Annotated in this window: 22 protein-coding genes; 17 read left to right on the plus strand and 5 right to left on the minus strand. The window is 61.0% G+C overall.

The annotated features are described in order from the left end of the window. Positions 1–145: 145 nt before the first annotated feature. Genes guaB through tadA form a run of 3 tightly spaced genes read left to right on the plus strand, consistent with a single transcriptional unit; the run spans position 146 to position 3,707 of the window. Positions 146–1,612, plus strand: a complete 1,467-nt coding sequence (gene guaB, locus GJ668_RS00580; protein WP_155448166.1) for an IMP dehydrogenase — start codon at positions 146–148, stop codon at positions 1,610–1,612. A 2-nt stretch (positions 1,613–1,614) separates the two neighbouring features. Continuing rightward, positions 1,615–3,189, plus strand: coding sequence for a glutamine-hydrolyzing GMP synthase (guaA, locus tag GJ668_RS00585; RefSeq protein WP_155448167.1), 1,575 nt, complete (start codon positions 1,615–1,617; stop codon positions 3,187–3,189). Between the two features lie 17 nt (positions 3,190–3,206). Further along, positions 3,207–3,707 (plus strand): tRNA adenosine(34) deaminase TadA, encoded by a 501-nt coding sequence (gene tadA / locus GJ668_RS00590; protein WP_343032154.1) that lies wholly within the window; start codon positions 3,207–3,209, stop codon positions 3,705–3,707. Between the two features lie 2 nt (positions 3,708–3,709). Here the strand turns inward: tadA and GJ668_RS00595 are convergent, their stop codons facing one another. The 4 genes from GJ668_RS00595 to GJ668_RS00610 form a co-directional block, all read right to left on the minus strand. Continuing rightward, positions 3,710–4,204 (minus strand): bacteriohemerythrin, encoded by a 495-nt coding sequence (locus GJ668_RS00595; RefSeq protein ID WP_155448168.1) that lies wholly within the window; start codon positions 4,202–4,204, stop codon positions 3,710–3,712. 92 nt (positions 4,205–4,296) lie between these two features. Further along, positions 4,297–4,755, minus strand: a complete 459-nt coding sequence (locus GJ668_RS00600) for a hypothetical protein (protein WP_155448169.1) — start codon at positions 4,753–4,755, stop codon at positions 4,297–4,299. 94 nt (positions 4,756–4,849) lie between these two features. Then, entirely contained in the window at positions 4,850–5,149 is a 300-nt protein-coding gene (locus GJ668_RS00605) for a hypothetical protein (protein ID WP_155448170.1), read from the minus strand. A gap of 225 nt (positions 5,150–5,374) precedes the next feature. Further along, complete coding sequence (locus GJ668_RS00610) at positions 5,375–6,400, minus strand: helix-turn-helix transcriptional regulator (protein ID WP_155448171.1); 1,026 nt, start codon at positions 6,398–6,400, stop codon at positions 5,375–5,377. Between the two features lie 148 nt (positions 6,401–6,548). On the opposite strand from GJ668_RS00610, the gene GJ668_RS00615 reads away from it, so the two are divergent. From GJ668_RS00615 to GJ668_RS00630, 5 genes are all read left to right on the plus strand, one after another. Further along, complete coding sequence (locus tag GJ668_RS00615) at positions 6,549–6,914, plus strand: hypothetical protein (protein WP_246194569.1); 366 nt, start codon at positions 6,549–6,551, stop codon at positions 6,912–6,914. A gap of 77 nt (positions 6,915–6,991) precedes the next feature. After that, complete coding sequence (locus GJ668_RS00620) at positions 6,992–7,831, plus strand: hypothetical protein (RefSeq protein WP_155448173.1); 840 nt, start codon at positions 6,992–6,994, stop codon at positions 7,829–7,831. Then, positions 7,828–7,953 carry a hypothetical protein gene (locus GJ668_RS20885; protein WP_281350176.1) on the plus strand — a complete coding sequence of 42 codons (126 nt, stop codon included), beginning with the start codon at positions 7,828–7,830 and terminating at the stop codon, positions 7,951–7,953. The genes GJ668_RS00620 and GJ668_RS20885 overlap by 4 nt, the downstream gene beginning before the upstream one ends. 104 nt (positions 7,954–8,057) lie before the next feature. Beyond that, on the plus strand, positions 8,058–8,861 hold the full coding sequence (locus GJ668_RS00625; protein WP_155448174.1) for a DUF2092 domain-containing protein: 804 nt from the start codon (positions 8,058–8,060) through the stop codon (positions 8,859–8,861). Next, complete coding sequence (locus GJ668_RS00630; protein WP_155448175.1) at positions 8,858–9,070, plus strand: hypothetical protein; 213 nt, start codon at positions 8,858–8,860, stop codon at positions 9,068–9,070. The genes GJ668_RS00625 and GJ668_RS00630 overlap by 4 nt, the downstream gene beginning before the upstream one ends. Before the next feature lie 173 nt (positions 9,071–9,243). On the opposite strand, the gene GJ668_RS00635 is transcribed toward GJ668_RS00630, so the two are convergent. Continuing rightward, positions 9,244–9,381 (minus strand): hypothetical protein, encoded by a 138-nt coding sequence (locus GJ668_RS00635; protein WP_155448176.1) that lies wholly within the window; start codon positions 9,379–9,381, stop codon positions 9,244–9,246. 17 nt (positions 9,382–9,398) lie between these two features. Here GJ668_RS00635 and GJ668_RS00640 point away from each other — a divergent pair, with 17 nt between their 5' ends. The 9 genes from GJ668_RS00640 to GJ668_RS00680 all read left to right on the plus strand — a co-directional run bounded on the left by GJ668_RS00640 (position 9,399) and on the right by GJ668_RS00680 (position 20,191). Next, complete coding sequence (locus GJ668_RS00640; protein WP_155448177.1) at positions 9,399–9,578, plus strand: hypothetical protein; 180 nt, start codon at positions 9,399–9,401, stop codon at positions 9,576–9,578. 119 nt (positions 9,579–9,697) lie between these two features. After that, positions 9,698–13,102 carry a mechanosensitive ion channel domain-containing protein gene (locus GJ668_RS00645; protein WP_155448178.1) on the plus strand — a complete coding sequence of 1,135 codons (3,405 nt, stop codon included), beginning with the start codon at positions 9,698–9,700 and terminating at the stop codon, positions 13,100–13,102. 261 nt (positions 13,103–13,363) lie between these two features. Then, positions 13,364–15,070, plus strand: a complete 1,707-nt coding sequence (locus GJ668_RS00650) for a DUF1254 domain-containing protein (protein WP_246194570.1) — start codon at positions 13,364–13,366, stop codon at positions 15,068–15,070. A gap of 115 nt (positions 15,071–15,185) precedes the next feature. Next, positions 15,186–16,940, plus strand: coding sequence for a DUF1214 domain-containing protein (locus GJ668_RS00655; protein WP_155448179.1), 1,755 nt, complete (start codon positions 15,186–15,188; stop codon positions 16,938–16,940). Positions 16,941–17,070: 130 nt separating this feature from the next. Further along, positions 17,071–17,892 (plus strand): transporter family protein, encoded by an 822-nt coding sequence (locus GJ668_RS00660; RefSeq protein ID WP_155448180.1) that lies wholly within the window; start codon positions 17,071–17,073, stop codon positions 17,890–17,892. A gap of 416 nt (positions 17,893–18,308) precedes the next feature. Then, a complete protein-coding gene (locus tag GJ668_RS00665; protein WP_155448181.1) occupies positions 18,309–18,626 on the plus strand; it encodes a hypothetical protein in 318 nt (105 codons plus the stop codon). A gap of 116 nt (positions 18,627–18,742) precedes the next feature. Beyond that, positions 18,743–19,195 (plus strand): DUF1134 domain-containing protein, encoded by a 453-nt coding sequence (locus GJ668_RS00670; protein ID WP_155448182.1) that lies wholly within the window; start codon positions 18,743–18,745, stop codon positions 19,193–19,195. A gap of 182 nt (positions 19,196–19,377) precedes the next feature. Then, on the plus strand, positions 19,378–19,719 hold the full coding sequence (locus tag GJ668_RS00675) for a hypothetical protein (protein WP_155448183.1): 342 nt from the start codon (positions 19,378–19,380) through the stop codon (positions 19,717–19,719). 82 nt (positions 19,720–19,801) lie between these two features. Then, positions 19,802–20,191 (plus strand): LysM peptidoglycan-binding domain-containing protein, encoded by a 390-nt coding sequence (locus GJ668_RS00680; protein ID WP_155448184.1) that lies wholly within the window; start codon positions 19,802–19,804, stop codon positions 20,189–20,191. The last annotated feature ends 15 nt before the right edge of the window (positions 20,192–20,206 follow it).

Below are 20,206 nucleotides of genomic sequence, written 5' to 3' on the forward strand. Positions count from 1 at the left end.
GTCGGTTATTTTACGCTTTCCCGTTTATCTAGGGCACCGCCGGTTGGGGCGAGGGAGCCAGCCCGGCCGGGTGGCGCCAGACCGCCGGGGCTTCTGCGCGTTCGCCCCGGCCCCCAGTCTCTCGATGCGATCCGCGGAGTTCACCATGCGCCTGATCCAGGAAGCACTCACCTTCGATGACGTCCTGCTCGTTCCAGCCCACTCCACCGTGCTGCCGAACGAGGTCGACTTCAGCACCAAACTCACCCGTGACATTGATCTGCGCATTCCGCTGGTCTCAGCGGCCATGGATACCGTGACCGAATCGCGCCTGGCCATTGCTATGGCGCTCGAAGGCGGCATCGGCATCATACACAAGAATATGAGCGCCGAGCGCCAGGCACGCGAGGTGCTGGCGGTCAAGAAGTACGAGAGCGGCATCATCCGCAACCCCATCACCGTCTCGCCGCACCTGAGCATCGGCGAGGTGCTGGAACTGACCCACGCCAACAACATCTCCGGTGTCCCGGTCACTGACAAGGGCGAGCTGGTCGGCATCGTCACCGGGCGCGATCTGCGCTTCGAGACCCGGATGGATGCGCCCGTCTCGGCCATCATGACACCCAAGGAGCGTCTGGTCACGGTCCAGGAAGGCGCCAGCCGCGAAGAGGTGCTCGGTCTGCTGCACAAGCATCGTATCGAAAAGGTGCTGGTGGTCAACGGCCGTTTTGAGCTGCGCGGACTGATTACGGTCAAGGATATCCAGAAGGCCAAGGATTTCCCCAAGGCGTCGCGCGATAGTCACGAGCGTCTGCGCTGCGGTGCGGCGGTGAGCGTGGGCAAGGGCACCGAGGAACGCATCGCGGCGCTGGTCGAGGCGGGCGTCGATGTCGTGGTGGTCGATACGGCGCACGGTCATTCGCAAGGCGTGCTCGATCGGGTGCGCTGGGTCAAGGCACACTATCCGGGTTTGCAGGTCATCGGCGGCAACATCGCTACGGCGGATGCGGCGCGCGCGCTGGCCGAGGCTGGAGCCGATGCGGTGAAGGTTGGCATCGGACCGGGGTCGATCTGCACCACCCGCATCGTTGCCGGCGTTGGTGTGCCGCAGATCACGGCGGTATCCAATGTCACTGAGGCACTCAAGGGCACCGGAATTCCGCTGATCGCCGATGGTGGACTGCGCTTCTCAGGCGATGTCGCCAAGGCTATCGCCGCTGGTGCGTACAGCGTCATGATCGGTGGACTCTTCGCCGGCACCGACGAGGCGCCGGGTGAGGTCGAAATCTATCAGGGCCGCTCCTACAAGTCCTATCGCGGCATGGGTTCGCTCGGCGCCATGGGCGCGTCCGAAGGTTCCAGCGACCGCTACTTCCAGGAGAACACCGAGAAGGAGAAGCTGGTGCCCGAGGGCATCGAAGGCCGCGTCCCCTACAAAGGCAGTCTGCTCAACATCATCCATCAGCTCGTCGGCGGGCTGGGGTCCAGCATGGGCTACACCGGCTGCGGCACCATCGAGGACATGCGTACCAAGCCGCAGTTCGTGCGTGTCAGCGCCGCCGGCATGCGCGAGTCGCATGTGCATGACGTGCAGATCACCAAGGAAGCGCCGAACTACCGGATCGACAACTAACCATGTCCAATATCCACGCCGACCGCCTCCTGATCCTCGACTTCGGATCTCAGTACACCCAGCTCATTGCGCGGCGCGTGCGCGAGGCGGGAGTCTACTGTGAACTCCACGCCTGGGATATGGACGCCCAATCCATCCGCGAATTTGCGCCTAGCGGTGTCATCCTGTCCGGCGGCCCGCAGTCGGTCCATGAGACCGAGACGCCGCGCGCCGATCCCATCGTCTTCGAGCTGGGCGTGCCGGTGCTCGGTATCTGTTATGGGCTGCAAACCATGGCCGCCCAGCTCGGCGGTGCCGTAGTGCCCTCGACCCATCGCGAATACGGCTATGCTCAGGTGCGCGCCCGCGGTCACTCGCGGTTGTTGCGTGATATTGAGGATCACACCAGTTCCGAGGGCTATGGTCTACTCGACGTCTGGATGAGCCACGGTGACCGGGTCGATGTGCTGCCGCCCGGTTTCAGCGTCATCGCTGAGACCGACAGTGCGCCGCTGGCCGGCATCGCCGATGAGTCGCGCCGCTTCTATGGCGTGCAGTTCCATCCCGAGGTCACCCACACCCGTCAGGGTCAGCGCATTCTCGAACGCTTCGTCCACGACATCTGCGGCTGCGGTCGGCTCTGGACTCCGGACAACATCATCGAGGACAGTCTGGGGCGTATCCGCGCCCAGGTCGGCCGCGACAAGGTGCTGCTCGGACTCTCGGGCGGGGTCGATTCCAGCGTGGTCGCCGCGTTGCTGCATCGGGCCATCGGCGATCAGCTCACCTGCGTCTTCGTCGACAACGGACTGCTGCGCCTCGGCGAGGGCGATCAGGTCATGAGCACCTTCGCCCGGCACATGGGCGTGCGCGTGATCCGGGTCGATGCCGAAGAACGCTTCCTCGGTCGCCTGAAGGGCGTGAACGATCCGGAGCAGAAGCGCAAGATCATCGGCAACACCTTCATCGAGGTCTTCGACGACGAGGCGAGCAAGCTCGAAGACGTCAAGTGGCTGGCGCAAGGCACCATCTATCCCGATGTCATCGAGTCGGCCGGGTCCAAGACCGGCAAGGCCAAGGTCATCAAGTCGCATCACAATGTCGGCGGACTGCCCGAGGAGATGAACCTCAAACTGGTCGAGCCGCTGCGCGAGCTGTTCAAGGATGAGGTGCGCCGGATCGGCGTCGAGCTGGGGCTGCCCTCTGAGATGGTCTATCGCCATCCCTTCCCAGGGCCGGGGCTTGGGGTGCGTATCCTCGGCGAGGTGCACAAGGATTCCGCCGACACCCTGCGTCAGGCCGATCACATCTTTATCGAGGAACTGCGCCGGGCCGATCTCTACGATCAGGTTTCGCAGGCGTTCGCTGTGTTTCTGCCGGTGCGCTCGGTCGGTGTCGTCGGCGACAACCGGCTCTATGCGCCTGTGATCGCTTTGCGTGCGGTCGAGACCATCGACTTCATGACCGCGCGCTGGGCGCATCTGCCCTATGACTTTCTGGATCTGGTCTGCCGGCGCATCGCCAACGAAGTGCCGAATGTCTCGCGCGTGGTCTATGACATCACCGGCAAGCCGCCGGGGACCATCGAGTGGGAATGACGCGAGGCTGAATCGGCGTGGGTGAGGTGTTCGTTGAGGCGGACAGGCACTGGATGCGCTATGCACTGGAACTGGCACGACGCGCGGCCGAGGAGGGGGAGGTTCCGGTCGGAGCGGTGCTGGTGGGCGAGGACGAGATTCTGGGTGAAGGCTGGAATCGTCCGATCATCGAACACGATCCCAGCGCCCATGCCGAAATCCAGGCCCTGCGTGATGCCGGGCGGCGCGTCGGTAATTATCGCCTGCCCGGCTCGATCCTCTATGTCACGCTCGAACCCTGCGTCATGTGCGCCGGGGCCATCGTCCATGCGCGTGTCGCTCAGGTGATCTATGGTGCGCCTGATCCCAAGGCTGGTGCCTGCGGTAGCGTCTTCGATCTGCTGCCGTCTGATGGACGCTTCAACCACCGTACCGAGGTTCGCGGTGGTCTGCTCGCCGAGGAGTGCGGCGACGTGCTCAGAGCCTTCTTTCGCGCGCGTCGCGCCCGTTTGACATCAGCCCGGATGACGAGGGTTTGAACTCAGCGCCGGCTCGCCCGGTAGCTCGACTGATAGAGACGCATCAGATCCAGACGATTGGACACATCGCCGCCGAAGAGATTGAAATAGGTCTCGGCGAAGTGTCGATCGGCACCCAGGATATGCGCCAGCAGCCAATCGCGGATGAAGCCCTGACAGATCTCATCGAAGACCGTCAGACCTTCTACACGCCACTCACGCAGCAGAGTGGTGAATTCAGCCATGAGCAGCGCATGCTCGCATTGATGCTCGCCGATGCATTCATAGTCGAATGAGCGCATGAAGGCCTCTTCACGCTGGAAATGCTCGCGCATCGACTCGCCCAGGCGGGTGAGGGCGTCGAGCAGCGCGTTGGCGTCTCCCGAGCGCCCGTGCGAGGCTTCGGGGCAGAAACGCAGACAGATATCACCAAGCTGCTCGATCAGGTCGCGGTGGTCTTGATCGAGCAGTTCGATATTGAGCGACCATTCGTCGTGCCAGGTCAGTAATCTGGTCATGAAATCCTCCGTTTTGTGGACTCTTATGGTCCGCTTTTATCGCTTTCGAGGTTGGCGCCAGGACGCCGGTTAATGCCAAAACCGCGCGGAAGTCACTCACGACGCGGTTTGAAGGGTAGAATACGAACTGTTGCGCCCTGCTGTTGCTCGCCCGTCTGTTTGAGCTTCAACTGATCGAGAACAGGCCCGATTTCGGACAATAGGCGCACCTGAACGGCTTTCAGGTCACTGAAATAGTAGACCATCTCACAGGAAACGGGGTCGCACAGCGAATCTCGTCCGACGAGCGGTCGCCAGGCCAGTCGGATCAGGCGTCCACCCTCGCCCTCATGATAGGCATAGCCCCCCAGGGCATCGACGAAGATCACCTCCTCGGCATCGATGACGGCCAGATACTGCATCGAGCGGATCGGGACGAAGACGCTCGATCCTCCCGCATGCTTCAGCAACTGACGCAGGGCGTTGTGGATGGGCGCCGGGATGGTGCTCTGCTCGCGTGCGTATTCGGTGTCAGGGCGGAAGAAGGTTTCACGGACGACGTAGCTGGACATGGCTGGCGCTTCCCCCTTGTGTCCTAGAACGCGATCCGGCCAGCCGCAGAACGTGTTCAGGCTGGCGGTGCGGTTGACCGTGACGGCTTTGACGTCAGTCGGTTTCGTCGAGTTCCGGATTCCAGCCGCCGGCACGCGCCTGCTCGATGGCCTCGGCATAGATGCGCGCATGGCGTTCGCGCAGTTCGGGCGGCAGGTTGGAGACCAGATGACCATAGGGCGCCCAGGCGGCTGTCACCTTGTCATAGAGGGCGTCGATGCCCTGGATGGTCCAGCCCTCGCAGGTCTCCTCCTCGGGGATGAGGCCGAACACCCAGGCGTCGCGGATGATGTTGGCCGTCGGCGTCATGGCCTGTTCCTGATTGTGGATACCCTCGTAGATCTTTTGCTTCATTGATGCGTGCTCGGCTTCTCGGCGTTGAAAAACGGGTGGCGGATAAAATCTTCGTGCTCATCGTTAGGATCCGCACCAGCGACCGACTATGGGCCCTCAGGTGCAAAAATCCAGATGAGCGATTGGATATCGATGGTCTGTGGGCGTCGTCCAGGCACGCGGTGGAAGTCGACAGGCATGGATTGGGAGGCAGTATGAATGAGACTGGCGAAACCGTGGTCGATTTTATGCGGCATGGCGAGCCTGTAGGCGGTAGTCGCGAGGTGTCATGCCCGTCAGCCGTTTGAAGGCTCTGGAAAAATGCGGCGCGTTGTCGTAGCCGGCGGCGAACGCGATGTCGGCAATGTTCAGGTCGGAATCAGCGATCAGGTCAGAGGCGATCGAGAAACGCGCCTCCTGGACAATGTCGGAATAGGTCGAGCCGCTTTGCGCCAGCCGGCGCTGCAAGGTCCGCTCGCTCATACCGACGATCTCGGCCACCAGCGACAGGTGTGGATGGCCTTGCGCGAGATAGGGACGGATGAGCGCACGCAGGGCGGTCACTAAATCCCAGCCGTCACCCAGGCTGGATGGGGCGTGCGGGTGAATCGGCGCCTCCTCGGTGTGATCGGGTTTTAACTGGCGGTCGATGCCGGTCCGCGCCATGTCGACCGCCGCGACGAGCACCGAACTGCACGGCTGGCCGGTCAGGATACGGGTGTTGCCGTAGGCCCCCAGCGCGGCGTCCGAGGGCCGCCCGCGCGAGACGAAGGTGATCTCGGTCGGGCACCAATCAGGTCCGGCGGCACTGCGCACGATGTCGATGATCCCGGCGATCGCCTTCCACTCGGAGAGCCCGATACAAGGACTGTTCTGAAAGCCCTGTACTTCGCAGACCACGCGTTGCTCGACGCCTTCACGGCGGATGCCGATCTTCAAGGCGCTGTTTTCCTGATGCGCCTGGTTGGAGAGAACCTCGATGCGGGACAGTCCGGTGGGAGCCCTGATCAACGCACGTTGTACATCGGGATGGAGCGTATTGAGCGAAGCTGCGCGCCCGGCGAGGAAGCCAAGCTCCATGATCCCAACCTCACGACTCGACCGCCAGGCCCAGTCGAAGGCGCATGACAAGCTGACGTACGCCTCTGGCGTTTGTTCTATGAATACAGGGAGCCGCGCGCGCTCCAGCGTGCGCTCGACCGGCACGCCGATGTCTCGGAGGACTCCGATATAGTGGATCAGATGCTGTGCCCGTACGACGGGGATATTCAACTGTCTGTCTCCATGATGGACGCGGCGGCCTCCCGCAGATTGGCGTGAAATGGTTAGACCAGGGCGATGAAGCCTGTCAGCATTCCGGTTGAAGTCAGGCAATCGAAGACTCCAACATCCATCGTCCATCGCCGCTGCGAGGAAACCTATGATGAACACTGCGCATGCCTTTCAACGTCAACGGGTGACTCTGCGTCACGGATTCTGGCTGATCTCCGCGCTCGCCCTGTCTGTGCTGACCGCCTGTGCCTCGAGCGGGGATCAGGTCTCGGGCGCCATGGAGGTCACGATCAAGCCTGGCGATACGGCGAACTGCGATTCGAGTCCGTGCCAGGTGTCCTTGCAGATGCCGCCGGGATCCGGTACCTACGAGGTGACCGGAAATGAGGTTAAGATCGGCGACTTCCCCGCCGGACAAACCGTCTCGCTTGGCAGTTTGTGGCAAAGCAACGCCATCAAGGTGGTTGGGGCCAATGTTCCGGCGGCCTATGTCTACATTCCATCCCAGCCCTGAGCAGACAACGCCTGTATAGCGCAGCATCTGGCACTTGGGGCGGATTCATTGATCCACGCGATAACGGAAATTCAGTCATGCTCGTACCTGCACCCCTTCGTCGGATGTTCGCCGCGCTAGCGGCCATCAGCCTATCGGCGTCTCCGGCCATTGTGTCCGCCGCGGATCAGGTCGATCCCTATGACGGTAATTGGCACTTCACGCTCACCCCCTATCTATGGCTGCCGAACATCAACGGTACGATCGACGGGCATGTGCTGGGGTCCGACCTGGGCGATTTTAGGACCAGCACCGAGATCGGTCCGAATGATTATTTGCAAAACCTCAAGTTCGGCGTCATGGCCACCGGCGAGGTCCGCAAGGGCGACTGGTCAGTGCTCACCGACATCATCTACATCGATTTCGGCGATCAGCGCTCGCATGTACGCAATATCACGGGTCGCGAGGGGCAATCCCTGAGCCGCATCGACCGCAACGCCGATACCAGCCTCTCGGCAACCGTCTGGACCCTGGCCGGTGCCCGTACCCTGGTGCGCAACCCCATGGGCAACCTCGATCTGTTGGCCGGGTTTCGCTATGTGGGGGTCGATACCAAGCTCAAGCTCAACATCCAGGGAAGCGATGGCTTTCTCGACGCCAGCGTGAACCGCTCGCGCAACCTGACCGAGTGGGACGGCATCATCGGGGTCAAGGGTATGATCCGGCTCGGTGAAGACGGCTGGTACATTCCCTACTACCTGGACGTCGGCACCGGATCATCGAACTTGACCTGGCAGTCACTGCTGGGCCTGGGCTACGCCTTCAACTGGGGTGATGTCAATCTGTCCATCCGCAGTCTCTCCTACGATTTCAACGACAAGGATGACGTGGATCTGCGCATGACCGGCCCAGCCCTGGGGGCCACCTTTCGCTGGTGAGTCACAAGATCGTGCCGTTGAGCGACTTCATCCCGATGCGGCGTATGTATTGGCCGCAGGAGAAGAGTCCGTCGATCATCGATGGCACCTGGACGCCGCCGAAGGTCGTCAAGGTGCCGTAACGACCGGCTAAGCAGGTCGATGATGAGGCAACAGGTTCAAAAACCAGGAGCTCGAAAATGAAGATCAACCTACCGGAAAGATCGGCTCGAAGAGGTGCGCCGCAATGACAACTTCACGCGTGCTTGTGAACCTTAGCGTGCGCCGCCTGTCGGCTGCGGCGCTGTCCCTGATGATGCTGCTGGCGACATCGATGACGGCAAGCGCCGATGAGGCGGACGCCAAGCAGTTGCTCAAGGCCATGTCCGACTACTTGGCGGCGCAGCAGGCCATCTCATTCGACTACGACGCTATCCTCGAGGTCGTCACCAAGGACGAACAGATCCTCGCGCTGGCGAGCTCGGGTAACGTCGTCCTCAAGCGGCCCGACAAAATCCGCGCCACACGCTCCAGCGGGTTCGCGGATGTCGAGATGTCTTTTGACGGCAAGACGCTGACCTTGCTGGGCAAGAACCTGAACATCTATGCGCAGCAAGACGTTCCTGGCACGCTCGACGACCTGGTCGATGCGTTGCGTAAGCACAACCGTCCTCTGCCTGCTGCGGACTTGCTGCTGACGGACCCCTACGAGGTATTGATGCAGGATGTCGTCGACGTCAAGGATCTTGGCAGCGGCGTGATCGGTGGCGTCGAATGCGATTACCTCGCTTTTCGCAAGAAGGACGTCGACTGGCAGATCTGGATTGCTCAGGGGGAGCGTCCCTATCCGTGCCGATATGTCATCAGCTCGAAGTCCATGGACGGTCAACCGCAGTACAGCATTCAGGTCGGGGACTGGAAGACTGGTGACGAGGTCGCAGCGACTGATTTCAGCTTCAAGAACCCTACAGATGCCAAGAAGGTCGATCTGAAGGATCTTGAGGGTGCGGATGAATTGCCTAACCACTTCCAGACAGGAGATGCACAATGAAGGCATCGAAACGATTCGGCGTCATGCTGCTCGCGGCGATTGCCGCCATTGGTGGATCCGAGCTTGGTGAGCGGCTTTCAGTCCCTGGTGTTCAGAGCCTGATCCCAACGGCCGAAGCCATTGTCGGTCGTCCACTCACACCGGTCAGCGTTGCCGGGGTCGGGCGTCGCACGGTGCGGCGTTGCGCGGCCGGCGTGTACTACTGCTAGCGAGTCGACCCCTCAAACCGACGAGTCGTGATCGCTGCTTTTGCAAGCTGGGCAGCGATCATCGTTGTCGTAGTCGGGCCGCCGATTACGACAACGAGAAAATCGACACCTCCGCAGACATTTGACTTCCTCAAGCAATCTCGGCGGGACGTATCGCCTAACAGAGCGACGACCTACTCGCGGTTGCCAATCTCGACCAGCGTATCAGCACCACCACAGATACTGTTGACCAGGCCCGGCTGACGCACCGGCGCAGCGGCGACACGACCGCCGAGCAAGCGTTGCTCGATGCCTATGGTGATTACAGCCAACGCGCCGAGGTCTAGCCGTGGCGCAGTCGCTGTTCGGCTTCGTCAAGCGCGCGACGGCGAGCAACATGGTGTTGCATTGGCTCGGCATCGACGTGCGCAACTGGAGTCGGCGCAAGCTGGGCCGACGCATCAAGCTCACGCTCGGGCTCGAATACGGCAGCGACATGCGGCTGGTCAAAAAGACCGTCGACTGGTGAGCATCGCGTTCCCGAGTCGGACGCTGTATCTGCGTCAGGACAATGGACAAGCGCAAGACGTTGTCGCGTCCAATCATTGAGCCGAGTTCGAGCACGCTGGACGTAATAGAGTGAGAATCATGCGAACACTTGTCCCTGTCGTCATCGCCGGCTTGCTGTGGGCTGCCTGGCTGTCGTCGGCCTCTGCTCAGGAGGCCGAAAGCGCGCTGCCTGCATCGTTGGTCACATCGCAGACGATTGAGTCGAAGATCGCCGAAGCGCAGGCCGCGACCGACAGGACCGAGGAGGCCAAGACCCAGCTGATCGAGCTGTACCGCAAGGCCCTGAGCAATCTACAGGCGGCGAAGGACAACGCCGCATCGGCGACCAGGTTCCGGCGCACGGCCGAGCGCGCGCCGGCCGAGATCCAGGCGATCCGCGCGGCGCTTGCGCCGGATACCCAGGCCGCGCCACTGGATGACCTTGAGGCGGATGCGAACACCCCGCTGCCGGTGCTTGAGCAACTGTCGCAGAAGGAACAAGCAGACCTGACCGCCGCCAATGCGCGACGCGCCGACTTCGAATCCCGTCTGGCCATCCTTGAGCAGCGCCCGGCGGCCATCAGCCAGCGCCTCGCCGAGGCAACGCAACAACGCGAAGAGGCTTCGTCACAGCTTCAGGCACCGACAGAGGACGATGATGCAAGTCCCACGTTTGCGCAAGCCCACAAGTGGGTGCTGGAGACGCGCTATGTGGCCCTGAGCACCGAGACCACGATGCTTGAGCAGGAGCTGTCGAGCCGACCGTTGCGGATGCAGTTATTGGAGGCCAGGCGCGACAAGGAAGAGGCCGGCATCGACGCGATGGGCGAGCGCATCCAGGCGCTCGCTGAGCTGATCGATCGCAAACGTCGTCAAGCGGCGCAGCAAGCGACGATAGATGCCGAGCAGACGCAGCGTGAGATCGCGGGGATGCACCCGGTGCTGGTCGAATGGTCCGCAAAAATCGCGGCACTGTCGCGTGACGTCAGCGAGATGACGGAGCGCCTTCAGGCCCAGGATCTCGCCCAGCAAAACCTTAAGCAGCTCCTGGAGCAGATCGACGCCGATTATCAGGATGCCCGTACAACCCTGGAGTCCGGCGAGGTCAACGATGACCTTGGCCGAATTCTCCTGCAGCAGCTCGATACGCTGCCCGATCCACGGGCCTTTGTGCAAAACGCCGAACGGCGCCAGGCAGAGATCGCCGATCTCAATGTCCGCCGTTTGGAGTATCGCGCTGAGGCACGACGCATCGCGGATACGGATGCCACCATCGAGCGGCTCGCACAGTCGCTCCAGGCTGATGCATCGAACGAGGCGCTCAAGGCCAGGCTGCTGGATCTGGTTCAGCAGCGCCAGGAACAGCTCGACCAAGCCTTGGAGACGAATCGCCTCTACCTCGACAAGCTGCGCGAACTCGATCGGGCCGAGCAGGCGTTGCTCTCGACCGCCACTGAATACAAGGCCTTTTTAGGCGAAAACCTGCCCTGGTTGCGTAACGCCAAACCGATCAGCCTCGGGGACATCCGCGGGATGCCGAGCCAACTCCGCGACCGGCTCGCCTCCGCTGATCTGCCGGGATTGCCACGCCTGATGGTCGAGCAGCTCTCTTACAGTCCCGCCTTCTGGCTCGGCCTGATCGGCGCCGGCGTCCTGCTGTGGCGACGCCGAGCGATCATCGCCGCGATCGAAGCGATCGCACCCCGGATCGGCAAACCCACGACGGATCGACTCGGCCACACGGGGTGGGTGTTGTTGCTGACCCTGCTCATCGCGGCACCGCTGCCTCTGCTGTTGGCGATCACGGGCTGGCTGCTCCAGGCTGGCGGCGGGTCAACAGTGCTGTCCCGCGCCATTGGTGCGTCCTTGCTCTGGGTCGCCCTGTATCTTGCGATTCTGCTGAGCCTGCGCGCCATTTGCCTGCCGCGCGGTTTGGCGGCGGTGCATTTCCGCTGGCCAGAACGCAACCTGATGCTGCTGCGAACCCAGATCACTTGGCTCATCTGGCCGCTCGCGATTGCGGTCGCGATCGTCCATTTCGCCATCGGCCTGAACCCGACCGAGACCGGTGGCACCCTAGCCAAACTCGGTCTGCTGCTGGGCTTCGGTGCGCTGTCCTGGTTCCTCTACCGGGTGTTCCATCCCCGGCGCGGCGTGCTCAGCCACCTGCGATCAGGTGGCGATTACCCAATGGTCTTCCGCACCTATCTGCTTTGGTATCCGCTAGCGGTCGGCTATCCCCTGACCTTGGTCGCCCTGTCCTTGACTGGTTATGTCTACACGGCTGAGGCCTATTCCCGCATATTCATGCACACAATATGGTTCATCGTGGCGCTGGTGCTGAGCAACGCGCTCGCCCTGCGTTGGCTGCAGGTCACCCGGCGGCGCCTGGCCTTTGATGCCGCCATGGAACGTCGGCGTGCAGAGCAAGCGGAAGCGCAAGAGCACGAGTCGGCCGATGAGACGGGTGAGCTGCAATTCGAGGCGCCGGAAGTGGATATCACGGCCCTGAGCGACGAGACGCGCGGGCTGATTCGCATCCTCTTGTTCACCGGCACCATTGCCGGACTGTACCTGATCTGGTCCAGCGCCCTACCGGCGCTGCACATCTTCGACGATGTGATCCTGTGGCATGAGACCATCACCGTCGATGGCACAGAGCAGTCACGGCCCATCACGCTCGGCAGCCTCGGCCTGGCGCTGCTCTATGCCATCGGCACCTGGGTGCTGGCGGATCGGCTCCCGGCCCTGCTGGAGATCGTGCTGTTGCAGCGTTTCAAAATGAAGGCGGCCAGTCGCTATACGGTGACCACCTTGACGATCTATGTCGTGGTGGCCGTGGGTCTGTTGCTGGTGCTCAGCACGCTGGGCGCGCGTTGGTCGCAAGTGCAGTGGTTGGCGGCGGCGCTCAGCGTCGGCATCGGCTTTGGCCTGCAGGAAATCGTTGCTAACTTCATCAGCGGCTTGATCATCCTGTTCGAGCGCCCCATCCGCGTCGGTGATGCCGTCACTATCGGCGACACCGATGGCGTGGTCACCAAAATCAAGATCCGCGCCACCACCATCCGCAACTGGGACGGCAAGGAGCTGCTGGTGCCGAACAAGGAGTTCATCACCGGGCGTCTGCTCAACTGGTCACTGTCGGACCAGACCACGCGGCTGGTGCTGGCCATCGGCATCGCTTACGGATCACCGGTGCGCCAGGCTATGGATCTCCTGGCAGAGGCGGCCAGGGAGAATGCCAACGTGCTCGATGAACCAGCCCCAACGGTCATCTTCGAGACCTTCGGCGACAACGCGCTCGGACTGCTGCTGCGCTGCTTCGTTGACTCAATCGATCTGCGCGTCAGCACCATCAGTGCCTTGAACGAAGCCATCAACGACAAGTTCAATGCCGCCGGCATCAGCATCGCCTTTCCGCAGCGTGACCTGCATCTCGACACCATCAAGCCACTGCGGGTTCAGATCGAACACATGGAACGCCACAGCAAGGTCGCTGTGTAGATTGGCCGCCCGGACAATTGTAAGTCTGCCGCTCAATCGCCATTTCCCCCTTTCTGCCGGGTTGATGATTTTGGCGCGATAGGGTCAGACAATCCAGTCTCTGGTCAGTCAGTATGACCCATTTTCGGCCGCGGCGTTTGTGCCAGCACCGCACAGGCTTCGCAACCCGTGTTTAACAGCGCCGGCTCGAGATCGCCAAGCGCATCAGGCACCGGATATGAACTGCACATGACCCACGAACACAGCGACGACAGCTGAATCATGTATCACCGATCGTCCGCGAACGTCATTGCGCTTGCCGTCCGGCAGATGCGCCTCTTCCAGGAGCAGAACACGATGAAACACGGCGTATCCCCATCCATATCCGGGTCGATCAGCACTCTGGCGCTGTGTCTGGCCATGCCGATCACGGCGTCGGCCCAGGTCTCGGAAGCATCGCTCGCGTCGATTTCGGCGCCCGACAGCATCGAGACCCGCATCGGCACGCTGGCGTTCAGCGACGGCGTGCCGAGCGCCGACACCGCGCAGAAGGTCTTCGATGCGCTCGACTTCACGCGCGCGCTGAACGTCTACAACAACAGCTTTCGCGGCGCGTCTGCCCTTGGGTTCCAAAAGGGCTTCCAGAGCATCGGTGCCGACTATAACGACGTCGTCATCACGTCTGAGCTGTTGGACTCGACGTCGCTGTTCCTGACCGGCAACGCCGACACCGTCTATTACCTCTCCGTTATCGACCTCTCAAAAGGCCCGATGGTGATCGAACAACCGTCGGACGGCGTCGGCACCATCAACGACATGTGGTTCTCTTGGATCATCGACGTCGGCGGCCCGGGGCCGGATCGCGGTCGGGGCGGCAAGTACCTGATCGTCGGACCTGACTACGACGGGCCGCTGCCCGAGGGCGGCTACTTCGTCGCCCATTCCAAGACCAACCGGGTCCTTTATGCCTCGCGCGCCTACCTGGTGGACAACGATCCCAAACCGGCGGTCGCGAACGTCAAGGCCAACATGAAGATCTATCCCTACGCCGAGGGCGCCTACGGTACCAGCATTGCGCAGGCGCTGACCGGCGCGGTCCGCCTCGGAGAAGAGCCGAAGATCCCCGAGACGAAGTTCGTCGAGGCGAGCAACCTGTCGTTCAATACCATCCCGCCCAGCGACTTCGGTTTCTATGAATGGATCAACGAGAACGTCCAGGCCGAGCCCGCCACCAGCTATGACGTGGAGCTTGCCGGGCAGCTTGCCGCCATCGGCATCGTCAAGGGCAAGGAGTTCGCGCCCGACGAGCGGATGAAGAAGATCCTCACCGACGCCGCCGCCGTCGGCCAGGCAGCCGGCCGGGTGTTGAACTGGCGGCCATTCGAGGTCCATCCGGACTGGGCGTATTATGAGGGGACGAACTGGGGGAACATGCTCTGGGAAGGCGGCGCCTTCTTCGAAACCCCGCCGCCCGCCTTTGAGGACGGGGTATTCAAGCCGCTGCCGCCGACTGGCGCCCGGACGCTCGATTCGCGCGCGGCCTTCTACTACGGCTATACCCTCGATAGCCCGGGCATGATCATGAACATCCCCGGCGTCGGCTCGCAGTATCTGATGGGCTTTCTCGATGCGAAGGGCGATCCGTTCGACGGCGCGAAGACCTATAAGGTGACGCTGCCCAAGGACATCCCGGCAAGGGCGTTCTGGTCTTTCACGCTCTACGACAACCAGACACGCTCGATGCTGGCAACACCGCAGAAATACCCCCGCGCGGGTTCCCAGGGGTATCCCTCGCCGGCGGCGACCGTTGCCAAAGACGGCTCAACCACCGTTTATTTCAGTCCCGAACAGCCCGATGGGGTGGATCGCGGCAACTGGATTCAGACCGACCCGGACAAGGGCTGGTTCACCATCCTGCGCCTCTACAGCCCGCTGCCGTCGTTCTTTGACAAATCCTGGCAGCCAAGCGAGATCGAACTCGTCAATTGAGGCGAGGCAGGTCTTTGGCGAGACGCAAGCCATGAATAGAGGGGCCTCGCGTAAGCCAGGCCTCTCTCCTCGTTTCAAGCTCCAGTGATCCAGGAAAATAAGGAAGGTCTTACGGATGCAACTCAAAAAATCCCCAACCCTGAAAACGCCCGTCAACACAGGGTTAAAAACCGCCCTTTCGGTCCTGACACTGACGGGCTGTCTCGCGATCGGCAGCGCCCAAGCGGCCGATGCAGGTCCGCGTCATCACGCCCAGGGCCAGTACGACAGCGTGACGGCTACCTACGTCGTGGTCGAGGGCGATGATCTGATCGCGATCAGCGAACGCTTTGAAATCCCCGTGGATGCGCTGAAGGCGCAGAACACGCTGTCGTCGGACACCATCAAGGTTGGCGACACGCTGGCCATCGGCGGTGCAGATGCAGGGACAGAGAGTGCCAGGGAGGCCATGAAAACGCAGGCGGCGTCGATTCCCGACACCGTCCAGACGGCGGCCGGCGAGCTGACATTCTTCGATGGCGTCCCGATCGGCAACACCAACGACCTGGTGTATGACTATCTGGACCGCTCGCGTGCGCTCGGGGTCTATCTCGACAACGTCGGTGCTGTGTCGATCTACAGCGTCCTCCTGGGGATGGCCCAGCAGGGTGCCGATGCACCGAACAAGATCGCCATCTGGGAACAGCTGATGGATTCCCGCACGCCGGTCATCACCTCGAACACGTCCACCATGTACGCCTATGCCCCCACGGATCTGGCAAAGGATGGCCCGACGGTCATCGAGATCCCGCCCGGCATGCTGGGCTTTCTCGACGATGCCTGGCAACGCTTCGTCGGCAACATGGGTGTCACTGGACCGGACAAGGGCAAGGGCGGCAAATATCTGGTCCTGCCTCCGGGCTATGAGGGCGAGATCCCGGACGGCTATTTCCTGCTGAAGCCCAAGACCAACAAGAACTTCCTCTTTCTGCGCGGTTCGATCAAGGATGGCCTGGAGGCGGCGGCCGATAACTTCAAATCCGGGCTGAAGGTTTATCCGCTGAAAGACAAAGACAATCCGGCACCGACCGAGTTCGTCAACATGTCCGGCAGATCCTTCAGCACCATTTTTCCGAGCACCTTGGAATACTTCGACATCTTGAACACCATCGTTCAGGAAGAGCCCCTCGATGCGATTGGTCCCGAGGTTCGCGGTTACCTGAGCGCGATCGGGATCGTCAAGGGCAAGCCATTCAATCCCGACGACAGGATGAAGAAGCTCCTGGCCGAAGCGGCGACGCTGGGGAATGCCGCCGGGCGTTCGATCACCTACGATCCACGCATTTCCGGGGTGTACATCTATCCCGACACGAAGAGCAACTGGGTGACGGCCTATGCGGATAGGAATACTTCGTTCGAAGCCGACGGCGCGATGAATCTCGATGCGCGAGTGCTGTTCTACTACAACGCTGGCGGTGTGACGCCCGCGATGGCGACGACGCATGTGGGAGCGGGTTCCGATTACGCCTTAGCTTTTCTGGACAACGACGAAAAGCCGTTCGACGGCGCGAAGACCTACAAGCTGCATTTACCGCCCAATGTGCCCGTGAACAACTTCTGGGCCGTCACGCTCTACGACACTCAAACCCGCACACAACTGCAAACCAGCCAACTCTTCCCAACGGTTGGCAGCCAGACCAATGGCTTTGAGAAGAATGCGGATGGTTCTTTCGATGTCTATTTCGCGCCCGAAGCACCTAAGGGCAAGGAAGGCAACTGGCTCCAGACCGTCCCCGGCAAGAGCTGGTTCGTCATCCTGCGGATGTACGGGCCGCTCGCGCCATGGATCGACAAGACCTGGAGACCCGGCGAGATCGAACTGATTGATTGAATGAGGCCGCATGGGATGGGCCGCTTCACATCGCCCATCCCGCATGTTCAAGGATTCGCGCCGTGCGACCGAACGATAACAAAATCCTTCTTGCCACAGCACCCATTACCGCCACCCGAAAACTGAGTTCATGAACACATCATTCAATCCTTTGCTTTTGCTGGTCAGGGCATTGGCCATCACAGTACTGGGCTGCGCCCCGGCCATGGCCGAGATGAGTGCCGAGGAATTAGCCAAGCTGGCGCAGAATCCGGTCGGCAATCTCATCAGCGTCCCCTTTCAGAACAACACCAATCTGAACTACGGACCGGAGCAGGGCACACAGAACATCCTCAACATCCAGCCGGTGATCCCGATTTCGATCAACGACGACTGGAACATCATCACCCGCACCATCGTCCCGGTGGTTTGGCAGCCGTCGCTAGGGCCGGATATCGACAGTACCAGCGGCATCGGCGACACGGTGTTCACGGCCTTCCTCTCACCCGCCAAGCCCGGCAAATGGATCTGGGGCGCGGGACCGGTCGTCCAGCTCCCAACCAACACCAGCGACGAACTGGGCAATGGGAACTGGGGGCTTGGGCCGTCGTTCGTGCTCTTGCACATTGAGCACGGCAGTCCCTGGGTCTATGGCGCCCTGGTCAACAATGTCTGGTCGCTGACCAACGACCAGCATGGCGGCTACTACAACAACGGTCTGATTCAGCCCTTTCTCAACTACAACTTCAAGGGCGGTCTCTATCTGACCTCCGCCCCGATTCTCACCGTCGATTGGACCGCCGACAGTGACAATCGCTGGACCATCCCGATCGGCGGCGGTGTAGGCAAGATCTTTCACTTCGGCAAGCTACCGGTGAATACGCAGCTCTCGGCCTACTACAACGCGGTCAGCCCCGATAATGGCGCCGACTGGCAGATCCGCGCGCAGGTGCAGTTAATGTTTCCCAAATAGCGAACGATGTTATTACAATGTGTCATCGATGATGAGGAATACCTATGAAGCTATTTGGTTTTATTGCCCTAACCCTTTGTTCGACGCTTGCGTTCGGTGAGGGCGGATCCGCCGACATGGAGTCAATCGATGCGATCCCACCCTTATCCGGTCCTGGCTGCATAGCCGGATGCGAAAACATCCTTGCGGCATGCAAGCAACAGTGTGAAGAAGGCACCGCGCGCGCTGACGAGGAGCATTTCGACGAAGCGGACGTTTCTATCGAAACTTGTCTCAGCAACTGCGAGCAAGACGCGTCCTTCTGTCGACAGGATTGCTGATTAAAATCGCGCCAGATCTGACAGATGTCACAATGCTGGCGAGACCGCTTACATCTCAGACCGCGCGAGACGCGCTTGAATAAAGGAGACCTAAAGATGATAAATTTGAAATCCGTCGCGGCATTGAGCGTCGTTATTCTCTCTGGTTGCGCCTCGTCGGGACAACTCTTGGATAGCAACCAGCCAGCGGCGATACAGGCCGCGCTGGAAAGGGGACAATTCGACCTCAATTGTCCCAGTGCCCAGGGAGATGTGCTCTCCCGTGAGCTGATCGAGCCACCCCTTGACGGACCCTATATTGGTGTCCTCCGAGCCGAGTACACCATTGGCGTCAAGGGCTGCAATCAGCGTAAAACCTATATCGTCGTCTGTGCCGAGGGAAGCGACGGTTGCGTCGCCGCCAACTCAAATTGAACCGCGTCAGCGCCGATGCGCGCTGGCTCGCGCGAGGCCGAATGAAATCTAAATACATCGCGTGCCATGCTGGGCGCGGTTTAGGTTGAAATGCTTTTTAACCAACGAGGAAATGCATGATGAAGATGTTCAGCAAAATGACTGGTCAAGCCCTGTTTGCTATCACGCTCCTGATGGGTGGGCTGGCACTGGCCGCCGATGCCAAGCAGCCATCTGGAACCGTCTCAATCGACGAAAAGCAATTCGCGTTTATTCTGGGCGGCACGACCGGCGGTGGCCAACTGACATTCCAGGGCCAGGAATATGCCTTCAAGATTGGCGGCCTGACGGCGGGAGCCAACATTGGTGTCTCGAAGATGAGTGCCTCTGGAGAGGTCTACGCATTGGATGACATCTCGAAATTCCCCGGTACTTACACCAAGCTCGACGCAAGCATCACGCTCGGTGGCGGCATTGGCGGATTGCGACTCAAGAACGAAAACGGCGTCATCATGCGCCTGGAGTCCAGGACCCAAGGTTTGCAGCTGAACGCCGGCTCGGCCAGCGGCATAAAGGTCACGATGGAATAGTGCCGTCTGCTCAATTGGCTTGGATGCCAACGATGATCCGGTGATTTCTGGAAAAGGACGGGTGCAGGGGCGTTTCAAATCGCCCCTGCCAGAGTTACAGCCATTTGCGTTCGGGCGGCTGATGTCCAGAAAGAGCCTAAAGAAAAACTAATCGATCAAAACGCACAACGGAGTGACAACGCATGTTTTTGAATAAAATTATTTTTCCCTCAGTCATCGCGGCGACCCTTGCATTCACTGGCACGGCCTCAGCCGAATCGGCGATCGAGAAGGCCCAGGCCATGCAGAACGCAAGCGAGGCCGCCGCCTATCAGAAGGAAGCGAATGCGGCTCAACAGGCGATGGACGACAAGATGAAGGCCGCTGCGGCCGCGCAGGCGGAGATGAAAGCGCATCCGTCCGCGGTCACCGAGCATGCGGCGGCCAAGGCCGAGGCCGAGGCGGAAGATGCCGCCGCGCTGGCCGAGAAGATGGACCAGGACGCAGCTGAGGCAGAGGGCAAGACCGCCGCCGATCCTCGTTAACGCGCCAGCTCCGGCAATCTTTGACGCTGCCGGAGCGTATTTCACGTTTTTTTAGACCGTTACTTCCGACAGAGAGCACATCATGAAGCTGAAAAAACTGGTCCTGTCCACCGCCCTCCTTGCCGTCCTGGGCTCGACCCAGGCCGCGACCGACAACATCGTCGCCTACACCGTCACCGAGGGCGAGGACATCCAGACGATCGCCGGCAAGTACGATATCAGCGTCACGGATATCCTGGTCAGCAATGGCAAGGAGAGCGAGGACATCACGGTTGGAGAAGTCATCTACATCCCGCCGAAACATGCCACGGGCTTTTTCGATCCCGACACCGGACTCTATATTGTCGCGCAGGGCGACGATCTATTGGAGATCAGTCGGCGCTTCGGTACCACGGTAGAGGCCATCGAAGCGTTAAACGGTCTGCAGGGCAGTCTCATTCAAGCCGGAACCGAGCTTCAGATTCCGGATTGATGCCATTTGAACCGC

This window comes from Allochromatium palmeri (assembly GCF_009720725.1).
Taxonomy (GTDB): Bacteria; Pseudomonadota; Gammaproteobacteria; order Chromatiales; family Chromatiaceae; genus Thermochromatium; species Thermochromatium palmeri.